Raw genomic sequence first — 25,315 nt, forward strand, 5'->3', positions numbered from 1 at the left:
GGTGCACGGCCGGTCCCCCTGGACGACGCTGGGTGAACCGACATCTTCGGAGAGTCAGGAGGCTCTATGCGTCGCCCCATCGTCCGAGCAGTCACCACCGCCCTGGGCCTGATCTCCGCGGCGGCCGGTCCGTTCGCCGCCGCCGCTCCCGCGGCCGCCGACAGTGTCGTCGTGGGCGGGCAGCCGGCCAGGATCGCGGACGCTCCCTGGGCCGTGGCGCTCTCCAGCCGTGACCGGTTCGGGGGTACGCGTGCCGGCCAGTTCTGCGGGGGAGTGGTGGTGGCCCCCACCCGCGTGCTGACCGCGGCCCACTGCGTGGGCAGAGAGGTCCTGGGCGGCGAGCCCTGGGAGGTGCCCGACTTCAAGGTCATCGCGGGGCGGAGCGCCCTGCGTGGCCAGGGCGGACAGGAGATCCGCGTCTCCGGCACCTGGATCAGTCCGGCGTACGACCCGGCGGCCAGCACCAACGATCTGGCCGTACTGACGCTGGCGAGCCCGCTGCCGCAGTCGTACGTGATCGAACCGGCCCGCCCCGGAGACGCGACCGAGACGCCGGGGACGGCGGCGGACGTGTACGGATGGGGGGACACCACAGGCAACGGGACCTACGCCTCCGCCCTGCATGCGGCGCGCGTCCAGGTGCTGTCCGACGCCGCGTGCGAGCGGGCCTACCCGGTCGGTCTCGGAGCTGCGTACCGCGCCGACACGATGCTGTGCGCGGGCGATCCGCAGGGAGGCAGGGACGCGTGCCAGGGGGACAGCGGGGGGCCGCTGGTGGCCGGGGGACGGCTCATCGGTCTGGTGTCCTGGGGCAGCGGCTGCGGGCAGGCCGAGCATCCGGGCGTCTACACCCGCGTCTCGACGGTTCTGCCGACTGACTTCTGAGCCCTCGCGGGCGCGAGAACGGGCGGCCACCCCCTTGAAGCGGGGGTGGCCGCCCGTCGTCCGGTCAGCGACCGGCCCTTGGCTCGTCGTGAATGCGAGGCGTCAGCGGTCCTCGTCTACTGCCTTGGCCGGCACGTCGGTGAGCCGGTCCGTCTCATCCTGTATTTCCGCGGCGATCTTCTTGAGTTCCGGCTCGAACTTGCGGCCGTGGTGGGCGCAGAAGAGCAAGTCACCGCCGCTGGTCAGGACGACGCGCAGGTACGCCTGGGCGCCGCAGCGGTCGCAGCGGTCAGCGGCCGTCAGGGGGCTCGCGGGGGTCAGAACAGTAGTCACGTCGCCTCTTCTCTAGCTCGACGAGCTGTCGTACCAGGGTCAACATCCAACCAGGCCGAAAACGTTCCCGCTCGTGGCTTTTCCTCGAAACTTCTTCCCGAGGTGGCTGTCTGCTGCCGGTTGGCGGCGAATGAGCCGTATTGCGTCGCTCTACGGATTTCGCATTGCTTGTCTCGGTTTCGTCCTCCCGGCTGGGTTGCCGGTTGTTCATGAGGACGTGCCCGGAGCCTAAATGGTTCATGCCCGGAAGGGAACGTGATGTTCACGTCACCCCTTCGAGGGATCGAACACCCATACGACTCTGCACTAGCATGAGAAATCAGGAGGGTGGCGTGACAACGCCTCTACCAGGCATCGGTACCCTCTGACCGGTGACCGACGCCGGGCCTTACCCCACCGGGCCAGTTTTCAAATTCAGCGAGGAGCGAACCGCGTGACCGCCGAAACGTCCGTGCCGTCCAGTGCGCTGCTGACCGCAGACCGTGACGCTTCCAACTACACCGCGCGGCACCTGCTCGTACTCGAAGGGCTCGAAGCGGTCCGCAAGCGCCCCGGTATGTACATCGGGTCCACCGACAGCCGCGGCCTGATGCACTGCCTCTGGGAGATCATCGACAACTCGGTCGACGAGGCCCTCGGGGGCTACTGCGACCACATCGACGTGATCCTCCACGACGACGGCTCCGTCGAGGTGCGCGACAACGGCCGGGGCATCCCGGTCGACGTCGAGCCCAAGACCGGGCTCTCCGGCGTCGAGGTCGTCATGACCAAGCTGCACGCGGGCGGAAAGTTCGGCGGCGGCTCGTACGCGGCCTCCGGCGGTCTGCACGGCGTCGGCGCTTCCGTGGTGAACGCGCTCTCGGCCCGGCTCGACGTCGAGGTCGACCGGAACGGCGCGACGCACGCGATCAGTTTCCGGCGCGGTGTCCCCGGCATCTTCACCGAGCAGGGTCCCGACAGCCCCTTCGACCCGGGCAACGGCCTGCGGAAGGGCAAGCGCGTCCCCAAGCCCCGCACCGGCACCCGCGTGCGGTACTGGGCGGACCGCCAGATCTTCCTCAAGGACGCCAAGCTCTCCCTGGAGCACCTGCACCAGCGAGCCCGCCAGACCGCCTTCCTGGTGCCCGGCCTGACCATCGTGGTCCGCGACGAGCGCGACCTGGAGGGCGTGGGCAAGAGCGAGGAGACCTTCCGCTTCGACGGCGGCATCAGCGAGTTCTGCGAGTTCCTCGCCCAGGACAAGGCCGTCTGCGACGTGCTGCGGCTGACCGGCCAGGGCACCTTCAAGGAGACCGTCCCGGTCCTCGACGACCGCGGGCACATGACGCCCACCGAGGTCACCCGCGAGCTGGGCGTCGACGTGGCCCTGCGCTGGGGCACCGGATACGACGCCACGGTCAAGTCCTTCGTCAACATCATCGCCACCCCCAAGGGCGGCACCCACGTCTCGGGCTTCGAGCAGGCCATCACCAAGACGGTCAACGAGGTCCTGCGCTCCGCCAAGATGCTGCGCGTCGCCGAGGACGACATCGTCAAGGACGACGCCCTGGAGGGGCTCACCGCCGTCGTGACGGTCCGGCTCGCCGAGCCGCAGTTCGAGGGGCAGACCAAGGAGGTGCTCGGCACCTCGGCGGCCCGCCGGATCGTCGCCAACGTGATCGCCAAGGAGCTGAAGGCCTTCCTCACGTCCACCAGGCGCGACGCCAAGGCCCAGGCCCGGGCCGTCCTGGAGAAGGCCGTGGCGGCCGCCAGGACCCGTATCGCGGCCCGCCAGCACAAGGAGGCGCAGCGCAGGAAGACCGCGCTCGAGTCCTCCTCGCTGCCAGCCAAGCTCGCCGACTGCCGCAGCGACGACGTGGAGCGCAGCGAGCTCTTCATCGTCGAGGGAGACTCCGCGCTCGGCACAGCCAAGCTCGCCCGGAACAGCGAGTTCCAGGCCCTGCTGCCGATCCGCGGCAAGATCCTCAACGTCCAGAAGTCCTCCGTCTCGGACATGCTCAAGAACGCCGAGTGCGGGGCGATCATCCAGGTCATAGGAGCCGGCTCGGGCCGGACCTTCGACATCGACGCGGCCCGCTACGGCAAGATCGTGCTCCTCGTCGACGCCGACGTCGACGGCGCCCACATCCGCTGCCTGCTGCTGACCCTCTTCCAGCGCTACATGCGCCCCATGGTCGAGGCCGGCCGGGTCTTCGCCGCCGTGCCGCCGCTGCACCGGATCGAGCTCGTCCAGCCCAAGAAGGGCCAAGACAAGTACGTCTACACGTACTCGGACAACGAGCTGCGCCAGACCCTGCTCGAGTACCAGCGCAAGGGCATCCGCTACAAGGACTCCATCCAGCGGTACAAGGGCCTCGGCGAGATGGACGCCGACCAGCTGGCGGAGACCACGATGGACCCGCGCCACCGGACCCTGCGCCGGATCAACATCGGCGACCTGGAGTCGGCCGAGCAGATCTTCGATCTGCTCATGGGCAACGACGTGGCGCCCCGCAAGGAGTTCATCACCAGCTCCGCGGCGACGCTCGACCGCTCCCGGATCGACGCCTAGCCGGCCTCCGGCCCGGGCCGACCGGTACGCATATCGGCCCGGGCTCGTCGCACCACCTGGGAAATCCATCACCTGATGGGGTGAAGTGAGGGGGAGAAGAGTCCTGGATCTTCCCGCTCTGTCCATCCTTGTGCACGCGGCCGAAACGGTTCGCTGACAAGGAGAGTTCACCGGTGGAGAAGCACGAAGGGCCGGGCGCCCCCGCGGTGCGGATCGACGACCCCTGGTACGACGCACTCGCCTCCGGCTGGGGCGAGTCGGCCCACGGGGAGACACCGGCCGCCGAGGCCGGGCCCGCCGCGCCGGCGACCGGAGCGGTACCGCGACAGCAGCCGGTCCACGGCGCCGCCGACATCTATCTCGAGGTCCAGCGCAGCCCCGCCTTCCAGGAAGTACGCAGCCGCTACCGGCGGTTCGTGATCCCGGCGGCCGTCGCGTTCCTGCTCTGGTACCTCGCCTATGTCGTGGCGGCGACGGCGGCGCCCGGACTGATGGCGCGGCCCGTCGTCGGGATGGTGAACGTGGCGATGCTCGCCGGGCTCGGGCAGTTCCTCAGCACGTTCCTGCTGACCTGGGCGTACGCCCGGCATGCCCGGCTGCGGCGGGACAGGGCGGCCCTGGAGCTGCGCTGGACCGTGTTCGACGAGACGCGGGCACAGGAGACGGCGCGGGGAGGCCGGCGGTGACCGACGACCACCAGACGCTCGCGCTGCTGCTGTTCAGCGCCTTCATCGCGGTGACCCTCGCGATCACCACCTGGGTGAGCCGCAACCGGCACGGCTCGGCCGAGGAGTTCTATGCGGGCGGCAGGCTGTTCTCGCCCCTGGAGAACGGTTTCGCCATCGCGGGCGACTACATGTCCGCCGCCTCCTTCCTCGGGATCTCCGGCCTGATCGCCCTCTTCGGCTACGACGGCATGCTGTACTCCGTCGGGTTCCTCGTCGCCTGGCTCGTCGTCCTCCTCCTGGTCGCCGAACTGGTCCGCAACTGCGGCCGGTTCACGCTCGCCGACGTCGTCGCGGCGCGGATGGCGGAGCGCCCTGTCCGGATCGCCGCCGGCACCTCCTCCGTCACGGTCTCGGTGCTCTATCTGGTGGCCCAGATGGTGGGGGCCGGCAGTCTGGTCGCCCTGCTCCTCGGGGGCACCAGCGAAGCCGCCCGCTCCTGGACGGTGATCGGCGTCGGGGCCCTGATGGTGATCTATGTGTCGCTCGGCGGAATGCGGGCCACCACCTGGATCCAGATCGTCAAGGCCGTGCTCCTCATGGCCGGCACGATCACCCTCACCGTGCTCGTCCTGCTCCGCTTCCACGGGGACTTCGACCAACTGCTCGCCACGGCAGCGGAACGCAGCGGCCACGGACGGGACTTCCTCGCACCGGGACTGCGCTACGGCGGCGAGTGGACCTCGCGTCTCGACTTCATCAGCCTCGGTCTCGCGCTCGTCCTGGGCACCGCGGGCCTGCCGCACATCCTCTCCCGGTTCTACACCGTGCCGACCGCGCGGGCCGCCCGCCGTTCGGTCATCTGGTCCATCGGCCTCATCGGCGGCTTCTACCTGATGACGATCGTCCTCGGCTTCGGCGCCGCCGCGATCATCGGCCCCGACGCCGTCCGCGCCTCCAACGCCGCCGGGAACACGGCCGTACCGCTGCTCGCGCTCGACCTCGGCGGGGGAGCGGGCTCGACCGGCGGCACGGTGCTCTTCGCGATCGTCGCCGCCGTCGCCTTCGCGACCATCCTGGCCGTCGTCGCCGGCATCACGCTCGCCTCCTCGGCCTCCGTCGCCCACGACCTGTACGCCTCGCTGCGCCGCGGGGGTGCCCGCGCGAAGCCGTACAGCGAGGTGACGGTGGCGCGGATCGCCGCGGCCGGGATCGGCGTGGCCGCGATCGGACTCGGCCTGCTCGCCCGCGATCTCAACGTGGCGTTCCTGGTCGGCCTCGCCTTCGCGGTCGCCGCGTCGGCCAACCTTCCGGTCCTGCTGTACTCGCTGTTCTGGCGGAACTTCACCACGCGCGGCGCCGTGTGGTCGGTGTACGGAGGGCTCGTCCCCGCGGTGCTGCTCGTCGCCCTCTCGCCGGTCGTCTCCGGCAGCCCCGACGCGCTCTTCCCGGGCGTCGACTTCCATGTGTTCCCGCTCCAGAACCCGGGCCTGGTCTCCATCCCGCTCGGATTCCTGGCCGGCTGGATCGGCACCGTCACCTCCTCCGAGCCGCCGGATGCGGCCAAGCACGCGGAGACTGAGGTCAGGTCGCTGACCGGCGCCGGGGCGGTGTGAGGCGACAGGGAGGCGGCAGGGAGCTCGCACGAAGCCCGTACGAAGCCCGTACGCAGCCCGTACGAAGCCCGTACGAAGCCCGCACGCAGCCCGCAGGGAGCCCGCACCGGGCCCGCGGGAGGGCTCAGCTGGTGGCCTTGGCCCAGATGTACCGGTGCTCGGGGCGGCCCGTCTCGCCGTACTTCAGCGTCAGCCGCACCCGGCCGGTCCGTTCAAGCAGCTTGAGATAGCGCTGGGCGGTCTGCCGGCTGACCCCCGCCCGCTCGGCGATCTCCTGCGCGGACAGGGCCCCGTCGGCGGCGAGGAGCACCTGGCGCACCAGCTCCGCGGTGGTGGGGGAGTGGCCCTTGGGAAGGCCGGGCTCGACCGAGCCCGCCGAGAGGGCGCCGAAGATGCGGTCGACCTCGGCCTGTTCCGCCTCGCCGCCGCCGTCCAGGGTGTGGCGCAGCGCGGCGTACGCCTCCAGCTTCGTGCGCAGCCCTGCGAAGGCGAAGGGCTTGACCAGGTACTGCAGCGCGCCGTGGCGCATCGCCGCCTGCACGGTCGCCACGTCGCGCGCCGCGGTCACCATGATCACGTCGGTCTGGTGGCCGAGCCGACGCAGTTCCCGTACGACCGCGAGCCCGTTCTCGTCCGGCAGGTAGTGGTCGAGCAGGATCAGGTCGACCGGGACCTCGTCGAGCCGGGCGAGCGCCTCCGCGGTGGAGTGGGCCATGGCGACGACCCGGAAGCCGGGCACTTTCGTCACATAGGCCGCGTTGATCCGCGCGACGCGTACGTCGTCGTCCACGACCAGTACGTCGATCATCCCGGCTCTCCCGCGACCACGCTCATCGACGGCTCCGGCTCGTTCAGCGCCTCCGGGAGGACGACGGTGAACTCGGCGCCGCCGTCCGGGGCCGTGTCGACCCGGGCGCTGCCACCCTGACGTTCGGCGAGTCGGCGCACCAGGGCCAGGCCCAGGCCCCGTTTGCCGTGGGACGGCAGTTCCTTGGTCGTCCAGCCCTCGGTGAAGATCAGCTCGCGCCGGTCGTCCGGGACGCCGGGTCCGCTGTCGGTGACCCGCAGGACGGCGGTACGGCCCTCGGCCCGCAGGGCGACCTCGACGCGTGCGTCGGCGGTGCCGGCGGCGGCGTCCAGGGCGTTGTCGACGAGGTTGCCGACGACGGTGACCAGCTCGCGCGGGTCGACCAGCCGGTCGGGGAGCAGCGAGTCGGACGAGATCCGCAGGGACACGCCCCGCTCCGCGGCGACCGTGGCCTTGCCGACCAGGAGCGCGGCGAGCAGCGGGTCGTGGATCTTCTCGGTGACCTGTTCGGCGGTGGCCCGGTGGACCCCGACGACCTCGGTGACGAACTCCACCGCCTCGTCGTGCATCTCGAGTTCGAGCAGGCCCAGGAGGGTGTGCAGCCGGTTGGCGTGTTCGTGGTCCTGGGCGCGCAGCGCGTCGATCAGTCCGCGGGTGGAGTCGAGCTCGCGGCCGAGCCGCTCCAGCTCGGTGCGGTCGCGCAGGGTGGCGACGGCACCGCCGTCGTCCGTCGGCATCCGGTTGGCGATCAGCACGCGGTGGCCCCGAACGGTCACCAGGTCCTCGCCCGTGACGCGGCCGGCCAGCACATCGGCCGTGCGCCCGGAGCCGAGCGCCTCCTCCAGCGGGCTTCCGGTGGCCTCGGGGCCTATCCCGAGCAGTCGTTGCGCCTCGTCGTTCATGAGCCGGATGCGCCCGGCGCGGTCGAGGGCGACGACGCCCTCGCGGATGCCGTGGAGCATGGCCTCGCGCTCGGCGAGCAGTGCGGCGATGTCGGAGAACGCCAGGTCGTGGGTCTTCCGCTGGAGCCTGCGGGAGATCAGATACGCGGCCAGCGCACCGGCCGCCAGGGCGCCGCCGGCGTACGCGAGGAGCCCGGGGATCGCCCCCAGGAGCCGGTCGTGGACGCTGTCGTACTCGATGCCGACGGACACCGCGCCGACGATGGTCCCGTCCGCGTCCCGCAGCGGGGCCTTGCCCCGCGCCGAGCGGCCGAGGGTGCCGCTGTCGATCTCCATGACCTCCCGCCCGGCGAGCGCGGCGCTGGGGTCCGTGGAGACGACCCTGCCGATCTGCGCGGGGTCGGTGTGGGACCAGCGCACGCCCCGGGTGTCCATCACGACGACGTACTCGGCGCCGGTGTTCCGCCGGATCCGCTCGGCCTCCTCCTGCACGGGCCCGTGGGCGGCCGGATCGGACGCCTGCAGCGCCTCGGCGATCTGCGGGGAGGCGGTGGTCTCGGCGATGGCGAGGGCGCGCCGCATGGCCTGGTCGTCGAGCTGGTCGCTCAGCGGTGCGAGAAAGAGGCCGGTGGCCAGCACCGTGACGCCGGCGGCGATGGCCAGCTGCATGAGGAGGACCTGGGCGAAGACCCGCCGCGGCCAGCCGAACCGCCGACGGCGCGACGCGGGCCGCGCGGGGGTGGTCGGTGCAGGGGTCATGGCAGGAACGGTACGGGGCGGGGGGCTCGGACCGGAAATGTATGGGGGCGGCGGGGGCGCCGTGGGGGCCGGGGCGGGGGTGTCATCGGCCGCGGGCCGGTTGGGGTGCGCCCGGCCTCCGGCCGGGCTGGGGGTTCCCACCCTCCCCCAGAGCTCCGCCTGGGGGTACCCCCATCTCGCTTCGCTCGCCCGTGCGGGTAAGAGGGCAGAGGTGCGGGTCCCCTTGTGGGCGGTGGCGCGCCGTCGGCGGCTGCGGGGGGGCGATGGCTTCGCGTCAGTACCGGCCCGTGGGGCCCGTACCAGCCCCCGGGCCGCGGTGTGGAGCTCGGGTGTCGCCGCAGCCGGTGGCGGTGTCGTCCCTCGTCGTCCTGGGGCTTGCATATTCTGGGGGCTTTGGCGTGTGTCGAGTCGTCGGAGGGTTTCCTTGACCAACCAGCAGATCCCCGTCGTCGTCCTCTCCGGATTCCTCGGATCGGGCAAGACGACGCTGCTCAACCACCTGCTGCGGAGCGCCCGGGGCACTCGGATCGGCGTCATGGTCAACGACTTCGGCGACATCGGGATCGACGCCTTGACCGTCGCCGGACAGGTCGGCTCCACCGTCTCGCTCGGTAACGGATGCCTCTGCTGCGCCGTCGACGCGAGCGAACTGGACGAGTACCTGGAGGTGCTCACCCGGCCCGAGATGCGCCTCGACGTGATCGTCATCGAGGCGAGCGGCCTCGCCGAGCCACAGGAGCTCGTGCGCATGGTGCTCGCCAGCGAGAACGAGCGGATCGTGTACGGCGGGCTCGTGCAGGTCGTCGACGCGGCCGAGTTCACGGAGACGCGGGCCCGGCACCCCGAGACCGACCGGCACCTCGCCCTCGCCGACCTGGTCGTGGTCAACAAGGCCGACCGGGTCGGGGAGCGGGAGCTGGACGCCGTCCACGAGGCCGTCACCCGGCTCGCGGGGCCCGCAGCCGTGGTCCGGGCCGCGCACGGCCGGATCGACCCCGAGCTGCTCTTCGACCGGGTCGTGCCCGAGGGGGAGATCGAGGGGCAGATGTCGATCGAGGACCTGCTGTACGGAGACCCCGACGACGCGCACGACCACCCGCACGCCGCCTACGAGACCCTCTCCCTGGCCTCCGGCACCGCGCTGCACCCGCGCAGGCTCATGGAGTTCCTGGACTCCCGCCCCGAGGGGCTCTACCGGATCAAGGGATTCGTCGACTTCGGTGCCGCCGACCCCGCCAACCGCTACACCGTGCACGCCGTCGGCAGGTTCCTGCGCTTCTACCCCGAGCCCTGGGCGGCCGGCCAGGAACGGCTCACCCAGCTCGTCCTCATCGGCTCCGGCATCGACGGCGATGCGCTGCGCAAGGAGCTCGACGGCTGCCGCGTGAACGGCCCGCAGGACGCCCCCGACGAGCACAGCATGTGGGGCGTCCTGCGGTACGTACGACTGACCGATCCGGAACCGGCGGAGCTGGTCGACTAGCTCGCCGGGCCCGCCACGACCGCGACCGGCTTCGGCAGTGGCGTGCCCGAGCCGTCACGGCGCGGGTCGGCCTCGGGCAGCTCCACCGGCGTGCCGTTCTTCTGCGCGGCGTACGCCGGGGTCGCGCCCGCCCACGCCAGGATCAGCACGTCCTCGCCCTTCAGGAACCGCTGGCAGCGCACGCCACCGGTCGCCCGCCCCTTACGGGGGTACTGGTCGAACGGCGTCAGCTTGGCCGACGTACCGGCCCCGTCGTCCAGCGTGCCCGTGGAGCCCGCGACCGTGAAGACGATGGCGTCCGCCGCCGGGTCCACCGCCGTGAACGAGATCACCTCGGCGCCCTCGGCCAGCTTGATGCCCGCCATACCGCCCGCCGGGCGGCCCTGGGGCCGTACCTGCGAGGCCTGGTAGCGCAGCAGCTGGGCGTCGGAGGTGATGAAGACGAGGTCCTCCTCGCCCGTCCGCAGCTCGGTCGCGCCGACGACCCGGTCACCCTCCTTGAGGGTGATGACCTCCAGCTCGTCCTTGTTCGCCGGGTAGTCCGGCACCACGCGCTTCACGACACCCTGCAGCGTGCCGAGCGCCAGGCCCGGCGAGGCCTCGTCGAGCGTGGTCAGACAGACCACCGTCTCGTCGTCCTCCAGGGTGAGGAACTCCGCCAGCGGTGCCCCGCCCGCCAGGTTCGGCGCGGCGGCCGTGTCCGGCAGCTGCGGCAGGTCGATCACCGCGAGCCGCAGCAGGCGTCCCGCCGAGGTCACCACACCGACGTCGCCGCGCTGCGTCGCCGGGACCGCCGAGACGATCACATCGTGCTTGGCCCGCCTGCCCTCGTGCGCGGCCGGGAGAGCCTCGGTCACCGTCCGGGCCAGCAGGCCCGTGGAGGACAGCAGCACCCGGCACGGGTCGTCCGCGACCTCCAGGGACGTGGCCGCGACCGGCGCGCCCGCCGACTCCAGCAGGACCGTACGCCGGTCGGTGCCGAACTTCTTCGCCACCGCGGCCAGTTCGGCCGAGACCAGCTTGCGCAGCTCGCTGTCGGACTCCAGGATCCCGGTCAGCTCGTCGATCTCGCCGTTGAGCCGGTCGCGCTCGGTCTCCAGCTCGATCCGGTCGAACTTGGTGAGCCGGCGCAGCGGGGTGTCCAGGATGTACTGCGTCTGGATCTCGCTCAGCGAGAAGTGCTCGATCAGGCGCTCCTTGGCCTGTGCCGAGTTCTCGCTGGAGCGGATGAGGCGGATGACCTCGTCGATGTCGAGCAGGGCGACGAGCAGACCCTCGACCAGGTGCAGCCGGTCGCGCTTCTTGGTCCGGCGGAACTCGGAGCGCCGGCGCACCACGTCGAAGCGGTGGTCGAGATAGACCTCCAGGAGCTCCTTGAGGCCCAGCGTGAGCGGCTGGCCGTCGACCAGCGCCACGTTGTTGATGCCGAAGGACTCCTCCATCGGCGTCAGCTTGTAGAGCTGCTCCAGGACCGCCTCCGGCACGAAGCCGTTCTTGACCTCGATGACCAGGCGCAGACCGTGGCTGCGGTCCGTGAGGTCCTTGACGTCCGCGATGCCCTGGAGCTTCTTGGAGCCGACCAGGTCCTTGATCTTGGAGATGACCTTCTCCGGGCCGACCGTGAAGGGCAGCTCGGTGACGACGATGCCCTTGCGGCGGGCCGTCACGGTCTCGATCGTCGCCGTGGCGCGGATCTTGAACGTGCCGCGGCCGTTCTCGTACGCGTCCTTGATCCCGGACAGGCCGACGATCCGGCCGCCGGTGGGCAGGTCGGGGCCGGGCACGAAGCGCATCAGCGCGTCGAGGTCCGCGTTCGGGTACCGGATCAGGTGGCGGGCGGCCGCGATGACCTCCCCCAGGTTGTGCGGGGGCATGTTCGTCGCCATGCCGACCGCGATGCCGGAGGCGCCGTTGACCAGCAGGTTCGGGTACGCGGCGGGCAGCGCGACCGGCTCCCGCTCCTGGCCGTCGTAGTTCGGCGTGAAGTCGACGGTGTCCTCGTCGATCGACTCCGTCATCATCAGCGCCGCGGCGGCCATCCGGGACTCGGTGTACCGCATGGCGGCCGGCGGGTCGTCATTGCCGAGCGAACCGAAGTTGCCGTGGCCGTCGACCAGCGGGAGCCGCATGGAGAAGGGCTGGGCCATGCGCACCATCGCGTCGTAGATCGACGCGTCGCCGTGGGGGTGCAGCTTGCCCATGACCTCGCCGACGACGCGGGCGCACTTCACATAGCCGCGGTCGGGGCGCAGGCCCATCTCGTTCATCTGGTAGACGATGCGGCGCTGGACGGGCTTCATGCCGTCGCGGGCGTCCGGCAGCGCGCGGGAGTAGATCACCGAGTACGCGTACTCGAGGAAGGAGCCCTGCATCTCGTCGACGACGTCGATGTCGAGGATCCTCTCCTCGAACGCGTCGTCCGGCGGCGGTGTCTTCGTGCTGCGGCGGGCCATCGCGGCTGCGGCTCCTTCACCAACAAGGTTGATCTGACGCGGACCATTGTGGACCGTCCCACCGACAACGCCGACCGCGACCCGGGCACGGCCCGTGCCTGGGCCCTGCGTGAGCCGTCCGCGACGCCCTCGCGACCCGGAAGAGGGACGCCGGGAACCTGCGGGAACTTCGCCAGGTGTCGGTGCGCTTGCATAGGGTGGCAGGACTTTTCCATATCGCGATCGAAGGGACGTACATGCCCATGGGTCACACGGCCACGGCAGAGGCCGGCTCCGGCGGCCTGACAGCGACCGAGCACCGGCTGGCCAACGGCCTGCGCGTGGTGCTCTCCGAGGACCACCTGACCCCGGTCGCCGCGGTGTGCCTCTGGTACGACGTCGGCTCCCGTCACGAGGTCGCGGGCCGCACCGGCCTCGCCCACCTCTTCGAGCACCTGATGTTCCAGGGCTCCAAGCAGGTCCACGGCAACGGCCACTTCGAGCTGGTGCAGGGGGCGGGCGGCTCGCTCAACGGCACGACGAGCTTCGAGCGCACCAACTACTTCGAGACCATGCCCACGCACCAGCTGGAGCTCGCGCTCTGGCTGGAGGCGGACCGCATGGGCTCGCTGCTCGCCGCCCTGGACGACGAGTCCATGGAGAACCAGCGGGACGTCGTCAAGAACGAGCGCCGCCAGCGGTACGACAACGTGCCCTACGGCACGGCGTTCGAGAAGCTGACCGCCCTCGCCTACCCCGAGGGCCACCCCTACCACCACACGCCGATCGGCTCCATGGCCGACCTCGACGCGGCGACCCTGGAGGACGCGCGGACCTTCTTCCGCACGTACTACGCGCCGAACAACGCGGTGCTCTCGGTCGTCGGCGACATCGACCCGGCGCAGACCCTGGCCTGGATCGAGAAGTACTTCGGCTCCATCCCCTCCCACGAGGGCAAGGTGCCCCCGCGCGACGGCACGCTGCCCGACACCATCGGCGAGCAGCTGCGCGAGGTCGTCGAGGAGGAGGTCCCGGCCCGCGCGCTGATGGCCGCCTACCGGCTCCCGCACGACGGCACGCGCGCGTGCGACGCCGCTGACCTCGCCCTGACCGTCCTCGGCGGCGGCGAGTCCTCCCGGCTCCACAACCGTCTGGTCCGCCGCGACCGCACGGCCGTCGCCGCCGGCTTCGGCCTGCTGCGCCTGGCCGGCGCGCCCTCGCTCGGCTGGCTGGACGTCAAGACCTCCGGCGGGGTCGAGGTGCCCGAGATCGAGGCTGCCGTCGACGAGGAGCTGGCCCGCTTCGCCGCCGACGGTCCGACGCCCGAGGAGATGGAGCGCGCCCAGGCCCAGTTGGAGCGCGAGTGGCTGGACCGGCTCGGCACGGTCGCGGGCCGCGCCGACGAACTGTGCCGCTACGCGGTCCTGTTCGGCGACCCGCAGCTCGCCCTGACGGCCGTCAACCGGGTCCTGGACGTCACCGCCGAGGAGGTGCGCGCGGTCGCCGCTGCCCAGCTGCGCCCGGACAACCGCGCGGTGCTGGTCTACGAACCCATCGGTACCGAGCAGAGCGACGCCGACCAGAGCGGCGAGCAGAGCGACAGCGACGAGGAAGAGGGAGCGGACCAGTGACCGACGCTGCCGCGTCTTTGACGAGCATGACGTTCCACCCGCAGCCGAAGCCGGGCACCGCCAGGCCGTGGGCCTTCCCGGCCCCCGACCGCGGAGCCCTGGACAACGGCCTGACCGTGCTGCGCTGCCACCGCCCCGGCCAGCAGGTCGTCGCCGTCGAGGTCCTCCTCGACGCCCCGCTGGACGCCGAGCCCGCGGGGCTCGACGGTGTCGCCACGATCATGGCCCGCGCCCTCTCCGAGGGCACGGACCAGCACACCGCCGAGGAGTTCGCGGCCGAGCTGGAGCGCTGCGGCGCCACGCTCGACGCGCACGCCGACCACCCGGGCGTACGGGTCTCCCTGGAAGTCCCCGTCTCCCGGCTGCCCAAGGCGCTCGGGCTGCTCTCCGAGGCCCTGATCGCGCCGGCGTTCCTCGACTCCGAGGTCGAGCGCCTGGTGCGCAACCGGCTCGACGAGATCCCGCACGAGACGGCCAACCCGGCCCGCCGGGCGGCCAAGCAGCTCTCCAAGGAGCTCTTCCCGGCCGACTCCCGGATGTCCCGGCCGCGCCAGGGCACCGAGGAGACGGTGGAGGCGATCGACGCCGCGGCCGTCCGTGCCTTCTACGAGGCGCACGTCCGCCCCTCGACGGCCACCGCCGTGGTCGTCGGCGACCTGACCGACGTGGACCTGGACAAGGTCCTCGCCGAGACGCTGGGCGCCTGGACCGGGAACGCCGCCGAGCCCCGCCCCGTCCCGCCGATCACGGCGGACGACACCGGCCGGGTCGTCATCGTCGACCGCCCCGGCGCCGTCCAGACCCAGCTGCTGATCGGCCGCGTCGGCGCCGACCGGCACGACCGCGTCTGGCCGGCCCAGGTCCTCGGCACGTACTGCCTCGGCGGCACGCTCACCTCCCGCCTCGACCGCGTTCTGCGCGAGGAGAAGGGCTACACCTACGGTGTCCGGGCCTTCGGCCAGGTGCTCCGCTCCGACGGCAAGGGCAACGGCGCCTCGATGCTCGCCATCAGCGGTTCCGTGGACACCCCCAACACCGGTCCGGCACTTGACGACCTGTGGAGGGTGCTGCGCACCCTCGCCGCCGAGGGGCTGACGGACGCCGAGCGCGACGTGGCCGTGCAGAACCTGGTGGGCGTGGCGCCGCTCAAGTACGAGACCGCCGCCTCGGTCGCCGGGACGCTCGCCGATCAGGTCGAGCAGCACCTCCCGGACGATTTCCAGGCGCAGTTGTACGCGCGGCTGGCCGAGACCGGCACGGTGGAGGCGACGGCGGCCGTCGTCAACGCCTTCCCCGTGGACCGTCTCGTCACCGTCCTCGTGGGCGACGCGGCGCAGATCGAGGCGCCCGTGCGCGCGCTCGGCATCGGCGAAGTGACCGTCGTCACCGGCTGACGAGGTTTCGCACCACTGAAGGACCCCGACGTAGCGATACGTCGGGGTCCTGCTGTTTGTCCGAAATGCTGCGGACGGTGCGTGTATGACCTGTGGCAAGTCTTACAAACAGGCGTGACTGTTTGGTGATTGACGGACGATCCGCCTAGCGTCGATCCGGCTGTTCGCCAGTTGCACCCGCCGCACCCGCGGCATCGGACAGTCATCGCCGAGTCCCCGTCAGGCGCGAGCCTGGGGAGCCGGGGACCCACACGAAGTCCCTGGGGTGAATCGGACGCCTTCGCATCCGTGCGGAGGGGCCCGTAGGAGACCTTCCTGCTCCGAACCCGTCAGCTAACCCGGTAGGCGAGAAGGAAGGAAAGGATCAGCCCCTACATGGCGTTCACCCGTGCCACCGGGAAGCATCGTGGTCCGAGCCGTCTGGCGCGCCGCAGCGCGGGCCTCGCCGGCGTCGCGACCCTCGCCACCACCGGCGTCATCGGAACCCTCGCCTCCCCGGCGCTCGCCGTCGACACGGACGCCCCCTCCCTCGAGGACACCGGCCTGACCCAGATCGTCGCCGCCGACTCCCTCGCGGACACGATCGACGCCCAGGCCGCCGCCCAGGAGCGCGAGGCGGCCGAGGCCGAGGCCCGTGCCAAGGAGGAGGCGAAGCGCAAGGCGGAGGCGAAGCGGAAGGCCGAGGCCCGCGCCAAGGAGATCCGCGAGGCCAAGGAGCGCGCCGCCCGCGAGGCCGAGCGCAGGCGCCTCAACTCCTTCCAGCTCCCGGTTGCCGGCTCGTACGTCTCCACCGGCTACAAGGCCGGCGGCTCGCTCTGGTCCTCCGGCAGCCACTCCGGCGTCGACTTCCACGCCGCCTACGGCACCAAGGTCGTCTCCGTCGGCTCCGGCACCGTCGTCGAGGCCGGCTGGGGCGGCGCGTACGGCAACAACATCGTCATCCGGATGAACGACGGCACGTACACCCAGTACGGTCACCTCTCGGCCATCAGTGTCTCCGTCGGCCAGTCCGTCACCCCGGGCCAGCAGATCGGCATCTCGGGCTCGACCGGCAACTCGACCGGCCCGCACCTCCACTTCGAGGCCCGCACCACCGCCGAGTACGGCTCCGACATCAACCCGGTCGCGTACCTGCGCGCCCGCGGCGTGAACGTCTGACCGACACCGCATCAGAAGGCGTCAGAAGCGCGTCAGAAAAGCCCCGGCTCGTACTGAGCCGGGGCTTTTCGCTGACCAAAAGATATCCATGATTCCTGAAGAGCCATCGGAAATGCCGCCCCGCTGCAATAGAGTCGCCGGAGAACCGGTTTCGCGCGGATCACATGGCGGAGGTCGAACATGCGCATTCCCGCGCACTCGGTATGCACGGCGATCCGGGACGACATCGTCACCGGGGTCTTCGAGCGCGGCAGCCGGCTGACCGAGGAGCAGCTCGCCCGCCGTTACGGAGTCTCCCGCGTCCCGGTCCGCGAGGCCCTGCGCACCCTGGAGTCCGAGGGCTTCGTGATCACCCGCCGCCATGCCGGCGCCCACGTCGCCGAGCCCACCGAGCAGGAGGCGGCGGACCTCCTGGACGTACGGTCTCTCCTGGAACCGCTCGGCGCCGCCCGCGCCGCCCAGCGCCGGACCGAGGCGCACCTCAAGGTGCTGCGCGGCCTGGTCAGGCTCGGGCAGGAGAGGGCCAGGCGCGGCCAGGGGGACGATCTGCGCTCGCTCGGCGGCTGGTTCCACGAGACGCTGGCGCAGGCCTCGGGCAGCCCGGCGCTCACCGCCCTGCTCACTCAGCTACGGCACAAGATCGCCTGGATGTACGCGGTCGAGGCCCCCGCCCAGCCCGTCGAGGCATGGGCGGAACACGGGGCGATCGTGGACGCGGTGGCGCGGGGCGACGCCGAACGGGCCCGCGCCCTGACCGCGATGCACGCCGAGCGCTCGCTGGTCCTGCACCGGCTGAAGCTTCCGGAGCGCGGGGAGCGGGGGCGTGTGAGGGTTTCGCAACACGTCGTCAACACGGCGACCGCCCGGAATTAACGAGCGGACCGTATACAAAGAGCGGGAATTCGAGGGCCTTCTTTGTGCTGCGCGGAATTCCCATGAAATCGGCCGGATGAAACGAAGAAGCCGCACCCACCGTCATGTCGGCGTGTGCGGCTTCTCCGGAAATTCGGTCAGACGGTCTCGGGCAGTTCCTCGAGACCCTCGGCAACCAGCTTCGCGAGACGGTCGAGCGCGACCTCGGCGCCCTCGGCGTCCGAAGCGAGCACGATCTCCTCGCCGCCCTGCGCGCCCAGGCCGAGCACCGCGAGCATCGACGCGGCGTTCACCGGGTTGCCGTCGGCCTTGGCGATCGTCACGGGGACGCCGGAGGCCGTGGTGGCACGGACGAAGATGGAGGCGGGGCGGGCGTGCAGGCCCTCGGCCCAGCCGACGTTGACGCGGCGCTCAGCCATGGTGTTGCCCTTCAAGTCTCAAAGCCGGTTGTCTAGACCAGTCTCTCATGGGTCGCGGAGTGCTCGTGGCCGACCTCCGGCCCTGCGCCAGAGCCGATCGGTTTTCCCACCCTTGCATGGTGCACCAGGCGCCGCGCGACCGGTGTCCGTGTCGGTCCCCGGCCGTACTCTTGCCCCATGCAGAGCGCGTCGGAACAGCCGTCACAGCCGGAACGACCGGAGCGGCCGGACCACGCCTACCCCGACCACTGGGAAGCGGACGTGGTCCTGCGGGACGGCGGCACCGCGCGCATCAGGCCCATCACCGCCGACGACGCCGACCGCCTGGTCAGCTTCTACGAGCAGGTCTCGGACGAGTCGAAGTACTACCGCTTCTTCGCGCCGTACCCGCGGCTCTCCGCCAAGGACGTGCACCGCTTCACCCATCACGACTTCGTCGACCGGGTGGGACTCGCGGCGACGGTCGGCGGCGAGTTCATCGCGACCGTCCGGTACGACCGCATCGACGACCGGGGCATGCCCGCCTCCGCGCCCGCCGACGAGGCCGAGGTCGCCTTCCTCGTCCAGGACGCGCACCAGGGGCGCGGCGTGGCCTCCGCGCTGCTCGAACACATCGCGGCGGTGGCACGGGAGCGGGACATCCGGCGGTTCGCGGCGGAGGTGCTGCCCGCGAACACCAAGATGATCAAGGTCTTCACCGACGCCGGATACACCCAGAAGCGGAGCTTCGAGGACGGTTCCGTCCGGCTCCACCTCGACCTGGAGCCCACCGACCGCTCCCTCGCCGTGCAGCGCGCCCGGGAGCAGCGAGCGGAGGCGCGCTCGGTGCAGCGGCTCCTCACCCCCGGCTCGGTCGCCGTCGTCGGGGCCGGCCGCACGCCGGGCGGGGTCGGCCGGACGGTCCTGCGCAACCTCCTGGAGGGCGGGTTCACCGGACGTACGTACGCGGTGAACCGCGCGCTCCCCGAGGAGACCGGCACGCTCGACGGAGTGCCGGCCTTCCGCTCCGTCGGGGACATCGGCGAACCGGTGGACCTCGCGATCGTGGCCGTCCCCGCCGAGCGCGTGCCGGAGGCCGTCGCCGACTGCGGGGAGCACGGGGTGCGGGGGCTCGTCGTGCTCTCGGCGGGCTACGCGGAGACGGGGGCGGGGGAGGGGCGGGACCGGCAGCGGGAACTGGTACGGCAGGCCCGCTCGTACGGGATGCGGATCATCGGGCCCAACGCGTTCGGGATCATCAACACCTCGGCGGGCGCCCGGCTGAACGCCTCGCTCGCGCCGCAGATGCCGGCCGCCGGGCGGATCGGGCTCTTCACCCAGTCCGGCGCGATCGGGATCGCGCTCCTCGCCGGGCTGCACCGGCACGGCGCCGGCATCTCCTCCTTCATCTCGGCGGGCAACCGGGCGGACGTCTCGGGCAACGACTTCCTCCAGCACTGGTACGACGACCCCGAGACGGACGTCGTCCTGCTGTACCTGGAGTCCATCGGGAACCCGCGGAAGTTCACCCGGCTCGCCCGGCGCACGGCGGCGGTCAAGCCGGTCGTGGTGGTCAAGGGCGCGCGGCACAGCGGGAGCGCGCCGCCCGGACACCGGGTGCCGGTCACCCGGATCCCGCACGCCACTGTCTCCGCGCTGCTCCGGCAGGCCGGAGTGATCCGCGTCGACACGGTGACCGAACTCGTGGACGCGGGGCTGCTCCTCGCGGGCCAGCCGCTGCCGGCCGGGCCGCGCGTGGCGATCCTCGGCAACTCCGAGTCGCTCGGGCTGCTGGCGTACGACGCCTGTCTGACGGAGGGACTCCGTCCGCTGCGCCCGCTGGACCTGACGACGGGCGCGAGCCCGGCGGACTTCCGCGCCGCGCTGGCCGCCGCGCTCGCCGACGACGCGTGCGACGCGGTCGTGGTGACCGCGATCCCCTGGGTCGGCGAGAACGGCGCGGTCGAGTCCGGCGACGGCGAGGTCCTCGCGGCCCACCTCCGCGAGGCGGTCGCCTCCGCCCCGCCGCCCGCGAAGCCGGTGGTCGTCGTCCACGTGGAGATGGGCGGCCTGGCGGAAGCCCTCTCGGCGGCGACGAGCACGCGGCCGGCCGCGCGGGGTGTGGGTGCGGGCATCGTGGGCGCCGAGGCCTCGACCGGCCATGCGGCCACGACCCAGGCCCCGACGGGCGTGGGTCCGGCCGCGATGGGTACCTGGACCGGCGCGGGTCCGTCCGCGGCCGGCGACGCGCGACCGGCGCCCGCTTCCCCGGCGGTCGAGGGTCCGCTCCCAGCGGGTGCCACGACCGAGCCGGCCGGGCACGGCCTGTCAGCCGGAACGGCGGACGGGGCCGCCGCGCCCGGCCCGGATCCGGCTGGTCCCGCGCAGGGCCGCGCGGGGGGTGACGACTCCGGCTCCGGTCGTGCGTCCGGCGAGGACGCGCCGCCCCGCGGGGCCATTCCCGCCTATCCCGCCGCCGAGCGGGCCGTCAGGGCGTTGGCCGAGGCCGTGCGGTACGGGCAGTGGCGGCGGCAGGCCGCCGAGCCCGGGCGGGTGCCCGAGTTCGAGGACATCGACGAGAGCGGGGCCGCCGCGCAGATCGAGCAGGTGCTCGGGGAGGAGGCGGACGACAGAGGGGTGACCCTCGACGCCGAGGCCGCGCGCGAGCTGCTCGGGCGGTACGGGATCGACGTGCTTCCCACCCTGCCCGCGCCCACCCCCGACGCCGCCGTTCTCGCCGCCGCCCGGCTCGGATACCCCGTCGCTCTCAAGACGACCGCCCCCCACCTGCGCCACCGCCCCGACCTCGGGGGCGTACGGCTCGATCTGGCCGGCGAGGAACAACTGCGTACCGCGTACGCCGAATTGACCGAGGCGCTCGGCAAACCCGCCGAGCTCCAGCCGGTGGTCCAGGCCATGGTGCCGCGCGGCGTCGACACCGTCGTCCGCTCGGCCATCGACCCGGCCGTCGGCGCCGTGCTCTCCTTCGGACTCGCCGGCGCCCCCTCCGAGCTGCTCGGCGACATGTCCCACCGCCTCGTCCCGGCCACCGACCGTGACGCCGCCGAGCTCGTCCGCTCCATCCGCACCGCCCCGCTCCTCTTCGGCTGGCGCGGCTCAGCCCCCGTCGACACCCCCGCCCTCGAGGAGCTGCTGCTCCGCGTCTCCCGGCTCGTCGACGACCACCCCGAGGTCGTAGCGATCACCCTGGAGCCCGTCGTCGTCGCGCCGCACGGCCTTTCCGTGCTCGGTGCCACCGTCCGTCTCGCCCCGCCCCCGCCCCGTACGGACCTCGGTCCCCGCAGCCTCCCTGCCTATTGACGAGCGGCCCGAAGTGCCCCTTGCGACGGATTAGGATGGAGTCCATGGCGAAGACCGGTACGACGACCCAGGGGCTGCGCGCGGCGATCGAGCGCAGCGGCTACTACCCGGCCCTCGTGGCCGAGGCGGTGGAAGCCGCCGTCGGTGGTGAGCCGATCGCGTCGTACCTGGTCCACCAGGAGACCACGTTCGACTCCAACGAGGTCCGGCGCCATGTCACGGTCCTCGTCCTGACGGCCAACCGTTTCATCGTCAGCCACACCGACGAGCAGACCGCCGACAACAGCTCCCCGACGCCGTACGCGACGACCTCCACCGAGTCGGTCAAGCTCGACCGGATCTCCTCCGTCGTCGTCAGCCGGGTCGTCGCCAACCCGGAGTCGTACACCCCCGGCACCCTGCCCCGTGAGGTCGTCCTCACGATCGGCTGGGGGGCCGTCTCGCGGATCGACCTGGAGCCCGCCGCCTGCGGCGACCCCAACTGCGACGCCGATCACGGCTACACCGGCAACGCCACCGCCGACGACCTCAGCCTGCGCGTCAGCGACGCCGGTGACGGACCGGACACCGTGCGCCAGACCCTCGCCTTCGCCCAGTCGCTCTCCGAAGCCACCGCGGCGACCCGCTGATGGTCCAGCCCACCACCGTCGCCTCCGGCTGGCCGGACGAACCGGATCTGCTCGACCCCGCCACCGCACCCGTTCCCGCGTACGGCACCGGGTCGCTGGCCGACCTCCTCCCGACGCTCGTCGCCGGACAGGGCGCCCCCGGGTTCGACGCCCGGATCGCCGAGCTCACCCCCGCCGACCGGAACTGCGTCTTCCTGATCGACGGCCTCGGCTGGGAGCAGATCAAGGCCCACCCGGACGAGGCCCCGTACCTCACCTCACTCCTCTCCTCCTCGCGCGGCGGCACGGGACGTCCGATCACGGCCGGCTTCCCGGCCACCACCGCGACCTCGCTCGCCTCGGTGGGCACCGGACTCTTCCCCGGCGGGCACGGCCTCCCCGGCTACACCGTCCGCAACCCCGAGACCGGCGAGCTGATGAACCAGCTCCGCTGGAAGCCGTGGACCCCGCCGCAGGTCTGGCAGCCGTACCCCACCGTCTTCCAGCTCGCCCACGAGGCCGGCATCCACACCGCCCAGGTCTCCTCGCCGATCTTCCAGGACACCCCGCTCACCAAGATCGCGCTGAGCGGCGGAACGTTTCACGGCAGGCTCTCCGGCGAGGAGCGGATGGACTTCGCCGCCGAGCAGCTCGCCGCCGGTGACCGCTCGCTGGTCTACACGTACTACAGCGAGCTCGACGGGGCCGGACACCGCTTCGGTGTCGACTCCGACGCCTGGCGCGGCCAGCTGATGTTCGTCGACCGGCTCGCGCAGCGCCTCGCCGAGCAGCTGCCGCCCCGCTCGGCGCTGTACGTCACGGCCGACCACGGCATGGTCGACGTCCCCTTCGACGAGCAGCACCGGATCGACTTCGACGAGGACTGGGAGCTGCGCGCCGGTGTCGCCCTCCTCGGCGGCGAGGGGCGGGCCCGCCATGTCTACGCCGTGCCGGGGGCCGAGGCCGATGTCCTCACGTGCTGGCGGGAAGTGCTCGGTGAGCAGTTCTGGGTGGCGAGCCGGGACGAGGCCATCGCGCTCGGCTGGTTCGGCGACGGGGTCGACGAGCGCGTGTACGGCAGGATCGGCGACGTCGTCGCCGCTGCCCACGACGACGTCGTCATCACCGCCTCCGTCAACGAGCCCCACGAGTCGGCGATGGTCGGCATGCACGGATCGATGACGCCCGCGGAGCAGCTGGTGCCGCTCCTCGAATCCCGTTCCTGACGCCCTACCCGTACTCCCGCGTCCGTACGTCCGTTCACTCACCCACGACCTGAAAGGTCCCCGACCTCCCATGCCCGAGCTGGTGTTCTTCTCCGGAACGATGGACTGCGGAAAGAGCACCCTCGCTCTTCAGATCGAACACAACCGGTCCACCCGCGGGCTCCAGGGCATGATCTTCACGCGGGACGACCGCGCGGGGGAGGGCAAGCTCTCCTCGCGCCTCGGTCTGGTCACGGACGCCGTGGAGGCGGCCGAGGGCTTCGACTTCTACGCGTACCTCGTCGGCCATCTCTCCAAGGGCGGCCGCTGCGACTACGTCATCGCGGACGAGGCGCAGTTTCTCTCGCCCGAGCAGATCGACCAGCTCGCCCGGGTGGTGGACGACCTCGAACTCGACGTCTTCGCCTTCGGCATCACCACCGACTTCCGCTCCAAGCTGTTCCCCGGCTCCCAGCGGCTCGTGGAGCTCGCCGACCGCGTCGAGGTGCTTCAGGTCGAGGCGCTGTGCTGGTGCGGGGCCCGGGCGACGCACAACGCGCGCACCGTCGGCGGCGCGATGGTCGTCGAGGGTGCGCAGGTCGTGGTGGGTGATGTGAACGCGGGTGACGAGATCGGCTACGAGGTGCTGTGCCGGCGCCACCACCGCCGCCGGATGACGGCGGCGACGGCTCACGCGGCTGCCCTGTCCCCGGACGTGCTGCCGGTCACCTCCGGCTGAGTCCCCGACGCAAGAGACCTTGCTCCTGGCTCCAGCGCTGGCGTGTGTGTGCTCCGGGGCCGCAGGCTGCGTCCACAGCTGCGGGCCCCGGCTCACCAGCACACCGTCCGGGCGCCCTGGGGTGCCGTCCATCCGCCGCCCGACCCCCGCATGAAGAAGGCGCAGCGCGTGTCGGCGGTGCCCCTCCCGGCGACGTACGTCAAGGGGACGGTCAGGCCGCCGAATCGCTCCCCTCGGAAGGTGTACAGCTCTTTGATCAGCCCGTCCCTGCTGATGTCGCCCGCGCCGCGCGCCGCCTTCTCGAACACTTTCGCCGACGCCCACCCCTGTGCGGCGGCCGGTCCCGGCGCGTTCCCGGCGTACTTCTTCCACGCGGAGTCGAACTGCTGGAAGGACGCCGACCGGACGCCCTTGAAGGGGAAGACGGACATCGAAGCCAGCACGTCCGACAGACCGGGCTTGCCGGCGGTGTCGGCCCCGACCGTGGCCGACGGCTGGAGGAACTGGGGGCTGAAGTTCTGCCGGCGGCAGGATGAGGCGACCCTGGCCACGGTGTTCGGGTCGCCGGTGACCAGCATCAGCTCCACGCCCGCGTTGCGTGCCTGGAGGCACTCGGCGGTGTAGTCGGGCTGGGTGAGTGTGATCTTCGCGCGGTAGACCGGGCTGAGGCCGAACCGCTGGGCCGCCCCGCCGCTGCCGAACATGCGGCTCTCGGCATGCCCGCAGGCGTCGCTCTCGGTGCAGAAGAGGCCGCCCAGCTTCTTGCCCTTCCCGTACGTGGCGCCCACCTTCGCCAGCCCGTCCATCTGGGAGTTCGAGGAAGGGCACTGACTGAACAGGACCGGGCTGTTCGTCCACGCGGTGGTCGAGCAGTCGCCGCCGATGACGGGAACCTTCTTCTGCTCGACGTAGCCCTTCCAGGCGGCGAGGGTGTGGGTGGTGGTCATCGCGGCGACGATGGCGACCACCTTGTGCCGCTCGACCAGTTCCTGTACCTGGCTGCGGCCCTTCGCGGCATCGGCCCCGTCGTCCATGACGATCACTTTCACCGTGCGGCCGTTGATGCCGCCCGCGGCGTTGGTGGCCGCCGCCCATGCCTGCAAGGCGCGCGGCCCCTGCGCGAAGGCGACACCTCCGGGGCCCGAGAGGGTACCGACGCTGCCGATGACGATGGGCCCACCGCCGCGGCCCCCGCCGCCGCCCCCGCCTGAAGCGCCGCCCCCGCCCGAAGCGCCGCTCCCGCCGGGCCCGCCACTCCCTCCCCCGCCGCCCTGGGCCGATGTGCCTCCCGCGCCGTCCGTCGGGCCGGCGCCGGCGCCCGCCGTTCCCTGGCCTGCCTGCCCCTCGCCGGTCCCGTCCGTACCCGGCAGGATCCCGCCCGCGGCGGACCCGGCTCCGCTTTCGCCCTGGCCGCCGCCGCCCGCACCGGAGCCGGAGCCGGCCCGGACGATGGTGTCGTGGTCGAGCCGGGTTCCGCAGGCGGCGAGCACGAGGCTCAGCACCGCCATGGCCGCCAGCGCGCCACGGGTTCGAGGTGGGGTCACGGTTCCTCCG

General features: G+C 71.9%; 19 protein-coding genes and 1 riboswitch. Of the genes, 13 read left to right on the top strand and 6 right to left on the bottom strand.

What is annotated here, in order from left to right:
• The first annotated feature begins 66 nt into the window (after nucleotides 1-66).
• A complete protein-coding gene (locus ACZ4VI_RS21360; protein ID WP_468001305.1) occupies nucleotides 67-885 on the top strand; it encodes a serine protease in 819 nt (272 codons plus the stop codon).
• A gap of 102 nt (nucleotides 886-987) precedes the next feature.
• Here ACZ4VI_RS21360 and ACZ4VI_RS21365 read toward each other — a convergent pair whose 3' ends face one another.
• Entirely contained in the window at nucleotides 988-1,218 is a 231-nt protein-coding gene (locus ACZ4VI_RS21365; RefSeq protein ID WP_137992866.1) for a DUF7455 domain-containing protein, read from the bottom strand.
• 433 nt (nucleotides 1,219-1,651) lie between these two features.
• On the opposite strand from ACZ4VI_RS21365, the gene ACZ4VI_RS21370 reads away from it, so the two are divergent.
• The 3 genes from ACZ4VI_RS21370 to ACZ4VI_RS21380 all read left to right on the top strand — a co-directional run bounded on the left by ACZ4VI_RS21370 (nucleotide 1,652) and on the right by ACZ4VI_RS21380 (nucleotide 6,050).
• Nucleotides 1,652-3,769 carry a DNA gyrase/topoisomerase IV subunit B gene (locus ACZ4VI_RS21370; protein WP_468001307.1) on the top strand — a complete coding sequence of 706 codons (2,118 nt, stop codon included), beginning with the start codon at nucleotides 1,652-1,654 and terminating at the stop codon, nucleotides 3,767-3,769.
• Between the two features lie 173 nt (nucleotides 3,770-3,942).
• Entirely contained in the window at nucleotides 3,943-4,455 is a 513-nt protein-coding gene (locus ACZ4VI_RS21375; RefSeq protein WP_468001309.1) for a DUF485 domain-containing protein, read from the top strand.
• The gene (locus tag ACZ4VI_RS21380) at nucleotides 4,452-6,050 is read left to right on the top strand and encodes a solute symporter family protein (RefSeq protein ID WP_468001310.1); all 1,599 of its coding nucleotides are present in this window, start codon (nucleotides 4,452-4,454) and stop codon (nucleotides 6,048-6,050) included. The genes ACZ4VI_RS21375 and ACZ4VI_RS21380 overlap by 4 nt, the downstream gene beginning before the upstream one ends.
• A gap of 124 nt (nucleotides 6,051-6,174) precedes the next feature.
• Here the strand turns inward: ACZ4VI_RS21380 and ACZ4VI_RS21385 are convergent, their stop codons facing one another.
• Nucleotides 6,175-6,858 carry a DUF7342 family protein gene (locus ACZ4VI_RS21385; protein WP_468001312.1) on the bottom strand — a complete coding sequence of 228 codons (684 nt, stop codon included), beginning with the start codon at nucleotides 6,856-6,858 and terminating at the stop codon, nucleotides 6,175-6,177.
• A complete protein-coding gene (locus ACZ4VI_RS21390) occupies nucleotides 6,855-8,519 on the bottom strand; it encodes an ATP-binding protein (RefSeq protein ID WP_468001314.1) in 1,665 nt (554 codons plus the stop codon). Before ACZ4VI_RS21390 ends, ACZ4VI_RS21385 begins: the two co-directional genes overlap by 4 nt.
• 424 nt (nucleotides 8,520-8,943) lie before the next feature.
• On the opposite strand from ACZ4VI_RS21390, the gene ACZ4VI_RS21395 reads away from it, so the two are divergent.
• Nucleotides 8,944-10,002, top strand: a complete 1,059-nt coding sequence (locus ACZ4VI_RS21395) for a CobW family GTP-binding protein (RefSeq protein WP_468001316.1) — start codon at nucleotides 8,944-8,946, stop codon at nucleotides 10,000-10,002.
• Here ACZ4VI_RS21395 and ACZ4VI_RS21400 read toward each other — a convergent pair.
• Complete coding sequence (locus ACZ4VI_RS21400; RefSeq protein ID WP_468001318.1) at nucleotides 9,999-12,455, bottom strand: DNA gyrase/topoisomerase IV subunit A; 2,457 nt, start codon at nucleotides 12,453-12,455, stop codon at nucleotides 9,999-10,001. The genes ACZ4VI_RS21395 and ACZ4VI_RS21400 overlap by 4 nt on opposite strands.
• 236 nt (nucleotides 12,456-12,691) lie before the next feature.
• Between ACZ4VI_RS21400 and ACZ4VI_RS21405 the strand changes: the two genes are divergently transcribed.
• The 4 genes from ACZ4VI_RS21405 (at nucleotide 12,692) to ACZ4VI_RS21420 (ending at nucleotide 17,490) form a co-directional block, all read left to right on the top strand.
• Nucleotides 12,692-14,065, top strand: a complete 1,374-nt coding sequence (locus tag ACZ4VI_RS21405; protein WP_468001319.1) for a M16 family metallopeptidase — start codon at nucleotides 12,692-12,694, stop codon at nucleotides 14,063-14,065.
• Nucleotides 14,066-14,091: 26 nt separating this feature from the next.
• Nucleotides 14,092-15,459, top strand: a complete 1,368-nt coding sequence (locus ACZ4VI_RS21410; RefSeq protein ID WP_468001501.1) for a M16 family metallopeptidase — start codon at nucleotides 14,092-14,094, stop codon at nucleotides 15,457-15,459.
• 196 nt (nucleotides 15,460-15,655) lie between these two features.
• Nucleotides 15,656-15,821, top strand: a riboswitch (cyclic di-AMP (ydaO/yuaA leader).
• A 13-nt stretch (nucleotides 15,822-15,834) separates the two neighbouring features.
• Entirely contained in the window at nucleotides 15,835-16,617 is a 783-nt protein-coding gene (locus ACZ4VI_RS21415) for a M23 family metallopeptidase (RefSeq protein ID WP_468001321.1), read from the top strand.
• Nucleotides 16,618-16,797: 180 nt separating this feature from the next.
• Nucleotides 16,798-17,490, top strand: coding sequence for a GntR family transcriptional regulator (locus ACZ4VI_RS21420; RefSeq protein WP_468001324.1), 693 nt, complete (start codon nucleotides 16,798-16,800; stop codon nucleotides 17,488-17,490).
• A 137-nt stretch (nucleotides 17,491-17,627) separates the two neighbouring features.
• Here the strand turns inward: ACZ4VI_RS21420 and ACZ4VI_RS21425 are convergent, their stop codons facing one another.
• On the bottom strand, nucleotides 17,628-17,909 hold the full coding sequence (locus tag ACZ4VI_RS21425; RefSeq protein ID WP_327278946.1) for an HPr family phosphocarrier protein: 282 nt from the start codon (nucleotides 17,907-17,909) through the stop codon (nucleotides 17,628-17,630).
• Nucleotides 17,910-18,086: 177 nt separating this feature from the next.
• Between ACZ4VI_RS21425 and ACZ4VI_RS21430 the strand changes: the two genes are divergently transcribed.
• The 4 genes from ACZ4VI_RS21430 (at nucleotide 18,087) to ACZ4VI_RS21445 (ending at nucleotide 23,761) form a co-directional block, all read left to right on the top strand.
• Complete coding sequence (locus ACZ4VI_RS21430) at nucleotides 18,087-21,209, top strand: bifunctional acetate--CoA ligase family protein/GNAT family N-acetyltransferase (RefSeq protein ID WP_468001326.1); 3,123 nt, start codon at nucleotides 18,087-18,089, stop codon at nucleotides 21,207-21,209.
• Between the two features lie 44 nt (nucleotides 21,210-21,253).
• Entirely contained in the window at nucleotides 21,254-21,838 is a 585-nt protein-coding gene (locus ACZ4VI_RS21435) for a DUF5998 family protein (RefSeq protein ID WP_468001328.1), read from the top strand.
• Nucleotides 21,838-23,043: an alkaline phosphatase family protein gene (locus ACZ4VI_RS21440; RefSeq protein WP_468001330.1), complete on the top strand. Its 1,206-nt coding sequence runs from the start codon at nucleotides 21,838-21,840 to the stop codon at nucleotides 23,041-23,043. The genes ACZ4VI_RS21435 and ACZ4VI_RS21440 overlap by 1 nt, the downstream gene beginning before the upstream one ends.
• Before the next feature lie 70 nt (nucleotides 23,044-23,113).
• Nucleotides 23,114-23,761, top strand: coding sequence for a thymidine kinase (locus ACZ4VI_RS21445; protein WP_468001331.1), 648 nt, complete (start codon nucleotides 23,114-23,116; stop codon nucleotides 23,759-23,761).
• Nucleotides 23,762-23,853: 92 nt separating this feature from the next.
• On the opposite strand, the gene ACZ4VI_RS21450 is transcribed toward ACZ4VI_RS21445, so the two are convergent.
• Nucleotides 23,854-25,305 carry an ABC transporter substrate-binding protein gene (locus tag ACZ4VI_RS21450; RefSeq protein WP_468001332.1) on the bottom strand — a complete coding sequence of 484 codons (1,452 nt, stop codon included), beginning with the start codon at nucleotides 25,303-25,305 and terminating at the stop codon, nucleotides 23,854-23,856.
• Nucleotides 25,306-25,315: the final 10 nt, after the last annotated feature.

This window comes from Streptomyces sp. NPDC029169, assembly GCF_055563935.1.

What these genes read in the sequence shown, in the direction of transcription:
- ACZ4VI_RS21360 (WP_468001305.1), top strand. Translation starts at nt 67, where the DNA reads ATGCGTCGCCCCATCGTCCGAGCAGTCACCACCGCCCTGGGCCTGATC.
- ACZ4VI_RS21385 (WP_468001312.1), bottom strand. Translation starts at nt 6,858, where the DNA reads ATGATCGACGTACTGGTCGTGGACGACGACGTACGCGTCGCGCGGATC.
- ACZ4VI_RS21390 (WP_468001314.1), bottom strand. Translation starts at nt 8,519, where the DNA reads ATGACCCCTGCACCGACCACCCCCGCGCGGCCCGCGTCGCGCCGTCGG.
- ACZ4VI_RS21400 (WP_468001318.1), bottom strand. Translation starts at nt 12,455, where the DNA reads ATGGCCCGCCGCAGCACGAAGACACCGCCGCCGGACGACGCGTTCGAG.
- ACZ4VI_RS21405 (WP_468001319.1), top strand. Translation starts at nt 12,692, where the DNA reads ATGCCCATGGGTCACACGGCCACGGCAGAGGCCGGCTCCGGCGGCCTG.
- ACZ4VI_RS21410 (WP_468001501.1), top strand. Translation starts at nt 14,092, where the DNA reads ATGACGTTCCACCCGCAGCCGAAGCCGGGCACCGCCAGGCCGTGGGCC.
- ACZ4VI_RS21415 (WP_468001321.1), top strand. Translation starts at nt 15,835, where the DNA reads ATGGCGTTCACCCGTGCCACCGGGAAGCATCGTGGTCCGAGCCGTCTG.
- ACZ4VI_RS21420 (WP_468001324.1), top strand. Translation starts at nt 16,798, where the DNA reads ATGCGCATTCCCGCGCACTCGGTATGCACGGCGATCCGGGACGACATC.
- ACZ4VI_RS21425 (WP_327278946.1), bottom strand. Translation starts at nt 17,909, where the DNA reads ATGGCTGAGCGCCGCGTCAACGTCGGCTGGGCCGAGGGCCTGCACGCC.
- ACZ4VI_RS21430 (WP_468001326.1), top strand. Translation starts at nt 18,087, where the DNA reads ATGCAGAGCGCGTCGGAACAGCCGTCACAGCCGGAACGACCGGAGCGG.
- ACZ4VI_RS21435 (WP_468001328.1), top strand. Translation starts at nt 21,254, where the DNA reads ATGGCGAAGACCGGTACGACGACCCAGGGGCTGCGCGCGGCGATCGAG.
- ACZ4VI_RS21440 (WP_468001330.1), top strand. Translation starts at nt 21,838, where the DNA reads ATGGTCCAGCCCACCACCGTCGCCTCCGGCTGGCCGGACGAACCGGAT.
- ACZ4VI_RS21445 (WP_468001331.1), top strand. Translation starts at nt 23,114, where the DNA reads ATGCCCGAGCTGGTGTTCTTCTCCGGAACGATGGACTGCGGAAAGAGC.